We start from the raw sequence: 5,608 nt of genomic DNA, 5'->3' as shown, positions 1-5,608 counted from the left end.
CGGCGAGCTCGACCTCCACCTCATCCGGGAGGGCAGGCACGAGCAGCTGTGGAACGTCCTCGGTGCGCACGTCCGCGATCACGGCGGCGTCCGCGGCACGTCCTTCACGGTCTGGGCGCCCAACGCTCGCGCCGCGCGCGTCGTGGGCGATTTCAACAGCTGGGACGGCCAAGGCCACTCCATGCGCTCAATGGGAGCGAGCGGCATCTGGGAGCTGTTCGTGCCCGGGCTGGGCGCCGGCACGACCTACAAGTTCGAGATGCTCGCGCGCCACGGCGGGTGGGTCGTCAAGGCCGATCCGATGGCGCGGTTCGCGGAAGTGCCCCCGGCGACCGCCTCGGTCGTCACGGAATCCGCCTACCGCTGGAACGACGGCGCGTGGATGACCACGCGGGCCTCTGCGCAGCCGCTGTCCGGGCCGATGTCGGTCTACGAGCTGCATCTCGGATCGTGGCGACCCGGCCTGTCCTACCGCGACGCGGCCGAGCAGCTCATCGAATACGTCACCGCGCAGGGCTTCACCCACGTCGAGTTCATGCCGCTCGCCGAGCACCCGTTCGGCGGCTCCTGGGGCTACCAGGTGACCGGCTACTTCGCACCGACGAGCCGGTTCGGGCGCCCCGATGAGCTCCGCCTCCTGATCGACCGCCTGMACCAGGCGGGTATCGGCGTGATCATGGATTGGGTTCCGGGCCACTTCCCGAAGGATGCCTTCGCACTGGCACGCTTCGACGGCGAACCCCTGTACGAGCACGCCGACCCGCGGCGCGGCGAGCACAAGGACTGGGGCACCCTCATCTTCGACTACGGGCGCAGCGAGGTGCGAAACTTCCTCGTCGCGAACGCGCTGTACTGGTTCGAGGAATTCCACGTCGACGGTCTGCGCGTGGATGCCGTGGCCTCGATGCTCTACCTCGACTACTCGCGCGAGCCTGGCGAGTGGGTGCCGAACGTCCACGGCGGGCGCGAGAACCTCGAGGCGATCGGGTTCCTGCAGGAGGTCAACGCCACCGCCTACAAGCGCTACCCCGGCGTCGTGATGATCGCGGAGGAGTCCACCAGCTTCCCCGGCGTCACCGCCCCGACCGACCACGCGGGACTCGGATTCGGCTTCAAGTGGAACATGGGCTGGATGAACGACTCGCTCCAGTACATCAAGCGCGATCCCATGTACCGGTCGCATCACGAAGGCGAGCTGTCCTTCGCCTTCGTCTACGCCTTCAGCGAGAACTACATGCTCCCGATCAGCCACGACGAAGTCGTCCACGGCAAGGGCAGCCTGTTCGCCCGCATGCCGGGCGACCACTGGCAGAAGCTGGCGAACATGCGCGCCTTCCTCGCATACATGTGGGGTCACCCGGGCAAGCAGCTCCTGTTCATGGGGCAGGAGTTCGGGCAGATGTCCGAATGGTCCGAGGGCCGGTCGCTGGACTGGTGGCTGCTCGATCAGCCGTCGCACGCCCAGCTGCACGGCTTCGTCGCGGAGCTGAACCGCGCCTATCGCGCCCACTCCGCCCTCTGGGCGAGGGACAGCGACGGCGCCGCCTTCACCCGGCTGGGTGGACCCACCTGGAATCCGAACGTCGTGGCGTTCGCCCGCCGCGACTGGCACGGAAACACGATCGTCGTGGTGTCGAACTTCTCCGGGGTGCCGGTGTACGGGTACGAGCTGGACCTGCCCGAAGCGGGCGTCTGGCACGAAGTCCTCAACTCGGACGCGCAGGTGTACGGCGGATCCGGCGTAGGCAACATGGGCCTCGTCGCGACCGACGCGGGGAAGCGCGCATCGATGGTGCTCCCACCCCTGGGAGTGCTGTGGCTGCGGCACGACCCGCAGGCGCACATCCCGTCGCCGACCCACGGCTGACCGCCCCGCGCGGCACGCCGGCCGGCATCGAAACGGCCGGCGCGGAGCGGGCCGGCGTCGAGCCGGCCCGGCGTCGATCGGCCGGGCTCTTAGAAGAGCAGGCTGGCGAGGCGGCCGCGTGCCTTGAGCACGCGCGGGTCCGCGTCGCCGACCAGGGCGAACAGCTCGAGCAGGCGCTCGCGCACGGGTGCGCGCTCTTCCGACGGCAGCACGGCGAACAGGTCGAGGAGGCGGCCGAACGCGTCGTCCACGTGCCCACCGGCGAGATCGAGGTCTGCGACGGCGAACTGCGCCCCGAGGTCGTTCGGCGCCGCGGCCGCGGCGGCCCGGGCCTCGCCCAGATCAGCGCCCTGGATGCGCTCGAGCAGGCGGACCTGCCCGAGTCCGGCCTTGGCCTCGGCGTCGCGCGGATCCTCAGCGAGCGCCTTCTCGTAGGCCGCGATCGCGCGGGGGTAGTCCCCTGCCTCGATCGCCTCGAAGGCCTCGAGGTGCAGCGGCGGAAGCGCGGGCTCTTCGGGTTCGTCCGTGGCTGCGGCGTCGTCCGGCTCGTCGACCTGGACGCGACCGGCGACACCGTTCTGCGCGGCGACCTGCAGCAGCTGCGCGAACACCTCGCGCACCTGGGCCTCGGGCACGGCCCCGGTGAACATCGGCACCGGCTGTCCCGCGATCAGGGCGACGACCAGCGGGATCGATTGCGCGCGGAAGGCCTGGGAGAGCTGCGGGTTGGCATCGACATCGACCTTGGCGAGCACGACGCGCCCATCCAGCTCGGCGACCACCCGCTCCAGGATCGGGCTGAGCTGCTTGCACGGCCCGCACCACTCGGCCCAGAGATCGACCACGACCGGGACCGTCTTGGACAGCTCGAGGATCGTGCCGAACGTCTCGTCCGTGACATCCATCACCAGCGACGCGAGGGCCGCATCGGGTGCCGGGAGCTCAGCGCCCTGCGGCGGAGCCGCGGGACGATTGCGCAGGCTGGACAGGTCGACAGCTCCGCGAAGAACGGCTCCGGGGGCGGGTTCGGTCACGTGATCACCTTTGCGTTGAGGATCTCGGAAGCGTAGCCGAGCAGGCGCACCTTCTCGGTCGAGCCCTGGCTGGGCACATAGAAGAACAGCTGGTCGCTGAAGGTCGTGGAGAACCCCGTCGCCGACTGATCGGCGCCGGCCAGGGTCTTGACCGTGGGGTTGTCGCCGACCTTGATGACGGCATCCGAATTCGTCGGCTTCACCGTGTCGGTCTCGTCGATGTTGACGGCGACGATCGCACCGCTCTCGAGGGTGGCGAGTGCGAGCGGGAGGTGCGCGCCCGGCGTGGACTCGAAGGTCAGGCTGCCGGTCTGCGCACCGGTGGCGTTGAACGCGTCGAGGCGCTTCTGACGGTCGGCAGCCACTCCGGCCCGGAACTGGTCGCCGTCGGAGGTGAACAGCGCCGCGTACTCGCTGTCGTCGCCATGGTTGAGCACGTCGGCGTACGCAGCAGCCAGATCCTGGGGTGCGATGGCGAGGAAGGACGAGTCCGGCGGCACCTGGGTCGACCCGATGTAGTCGGGCGCGAGTTTGGGCATCTCGGTGGCGGCCTCGAGGCTGGACTGATACGTGAGCTTGTAAGGCGCCCACGCATCTTCCTGCGACATCAGCATGATGCTCGCGGTCTTGTTCTCGTCATCCGTGACAACGGCCATCACGGTCCGCGGCCAGCCGTCGACGGCCTGCGGCAGCAGGATCGACAGCGGCTTGGACGGGATGGCCGACGGCGCCGCGTAGTCCGCGATCGCCGTGCGGAGCTTGTAGTTGGTCTCCCGCTCGGAGAGCATCGCTCCATCGAGACGGGTCGCGGCGAGCGCGGGGTCCTTGGCTTCATCGGCATCGGCGACGGTGCTCGAGATGCTCGCGAGAATCCGCTCGGCCTGCACTTTGGTCACCGCGGGCGCCTGCTGGCCTTCGGAGACGATGACGGATGCCGTGGGAGTCGGCGTGGGGCTGCCAGCCAGATCCGGCCAGGCGTCCGCAGAGCACCCGGTGAACAGCAGGGCGGAGACCGCAACGGCGGGGATCACGATGAGCGACCGGCGACCGCCCGAGAGTGCCTTGCGCGTCGGTTTGCTCGCGCTGATCACTCCCTTGTCCTGCCCCTCGACGGAAAGGTCGATCGGCTCGGTGACGGGCAACGGAAGCCCCTTTCTGCGTGGGCCCCGCGAGCGACGTGCGTGACGGATGCCGAGGATGTACAGGGTGATGCCGATGGCCATGAGGATGCCGCCCGCGACGATGAGCGGACCGGACCACGGTGTGGAGCTCGCGATCGGCCATGAGACGGAGATCGTCGAAGGCGCAGGCGCCGTGCCGTCCGCCGCGAGCAGGACGCTCATCGTGTCGGGAAGCTGCAGCGGGGCGATCAGCAGATCTTCCTGGGTGAACTCGTCGAGCCACAGGTCGGACCCGGCGGGATTGCGTCCAGGCACGGCGGCCGCGGGCGTCTCCGAAGGCGTGGGGGTCTCGGCAGCGGGAGTGGACGTCGCGTCGTCGCCGGCGGCGGCGCCTGGCTCGACGATGGTCGCACTGACCTTCCCGTGCTTGTCGACGCTGACCACGTTGTAGGTGGAGTCGCTGAGCCACGCCTCCAGGTCGGCAGTCCGTCCGTACGCGGCGAAGATCTGCCCCTCGCCGGACGCGCGAAGCGTCTGCGCACCGGGCATCGAGGTGAGCACTTCACCCTCGATGAGCACGTAGGGCGCTTCGTCCTGAATCGAGATCGAGGTCGTCTGCGTCTTCGGACCCTGGAAGACCGTGCGCTGCGCGATCCCCGCTCCGATCATCACGGCCGCGAGCACGAATGCTGCAACGGCCCACACGAAACGCACGAAAGAACACCTTCCTCGGGTCCGCGATCGACGGCGCAGACCACTCACTAGACATTTCAGACTAGCGAAACTCACCTGAAAGGCGACCGGGAGGGGTCATTCCGGCTGTCGAGTGCTCCCTCTGCGTATCCTGACGGGACAGAGTCCGTCCGACGTCAGGAGCCCCATGAAGGTGCACAACCCGTTCCGGGTCGCGTTCGTCGCGACTCTGGGGGTCGGCCTCGGTCTGCTGCTGATCACCAGCATCCAGACGCTTTCCACGATCCTCCTCTATGTCGGGACGGCGCTGTTCCTCTCGCTGGGTCTCGACCCGATCATCTCGTGGCTCGAGAAGCGCAGATTCCCCCGGTGGGCCGCTGTGCTGGTCACGATCCTCGCGGTGCTACTCGCGTTCGCCGGGATCGTGCTCATGATCCTGCCGATCCTCGTCACGCAGGTCGGCCAGCTCATCAAGGCAGTCACCGACCTCGTCGACCGGGAGGGATTCTGGACGGACGTCGAGAACTGGGTCACGAGCACCTTCCCCAACCTCCAGCTCGATCTGGTCCTGCAGCAGGTGCAGGAATGGGCGCTCGAGAACGCCGGGACGATCACCGGCAGCGTGCTGGGCGCGGGGATCGCCCTGTTCGCGGGGCTCACGGGCGCTTTCATCGTCCTGATCCTCACCATCTACTTCACCGCGGCAACGCCCGCCCTGAAGAGGTCGGTGTACCAGCTCGTGCCCGCCTCCAAGCGACCCCGCTTCATCGACCTGGGCGAGCAGATCACCGACTCTGTCGGCTACTACGTCATCGGGCAGCTGAGCCTCGGCGTCATCAACGGCATCCTCAGCGCCATCTTCCTCACGATCATCGGCGCGCCCTTCCCTGCGG

At 68.4% G+C, this 5,608-nt stretch carries 4 protein-coding genes; 2 read left to right on the top strand and 2 right to left on the bottom strand.

The genetic code is table 11. From position 1 onward, the window contains the following. Positions 1-1,867 (top strand): 1,4-alpha-glucan branching protein GlgB (gene glgB, locus AC1DVT_RS17435; RefSeq protein ID WP_477390350.1); only part of this gene is annotated, 1,867 nt, incomplete at its 5' end. An 89-nt stretch (positions 1,868-1,956) separates the two neighbouring features. On the opposite strand, the gene AC1DVT_RS17430 is transcribed toward glgB, so the two are convergent. Then, a complete protein-coding gene (locus AC1DVT_RS17430; RefSeq protein WP_457098423.1) occupies positions 1,957-2,901 on the bottom strand; it encodes a tetratricopeptide repeat protein in 945 nt (314 codons plus the stop codon). Next, positions 2,898-4,736 (bottom strand): DUF8094 domain-containing protein, encoded by a 1,839-nt coding sequence (locus AC1DVT_RS17425; protein WP_477390348.1) that lies wholly within the window; start codon positions 4,734-4,736, stop codon positions 2,898-2,900. Before AC1DVT_RS17425 ends, AC1DVT_RS17430 begins: the two co-directional genes overlap by 4 nt. Before the next feature lie 166 nt (positions 4,737-4,902). On the opposite strand from AC1DVT_RS17425, the gene AC1DVT_RS17420 reads away from it, so the two are divergent. Beyond that, positions 4,903-5,608 (top strand): AI-2E family transporter (locus AC1DVT_RS17420; protein ID WP_477390346.1); only part of this gene is annotated, 706 nt, incomplete at its 3' end.

The sequence above is a fragment of the Microbacterium sp. P2_F9 genome, from assembly GCF_056403635.1.
Note: the sequence above shows the minus strand (reverse complement) of the source record. Positions and strands in the feature narration are given on the sequence as shown.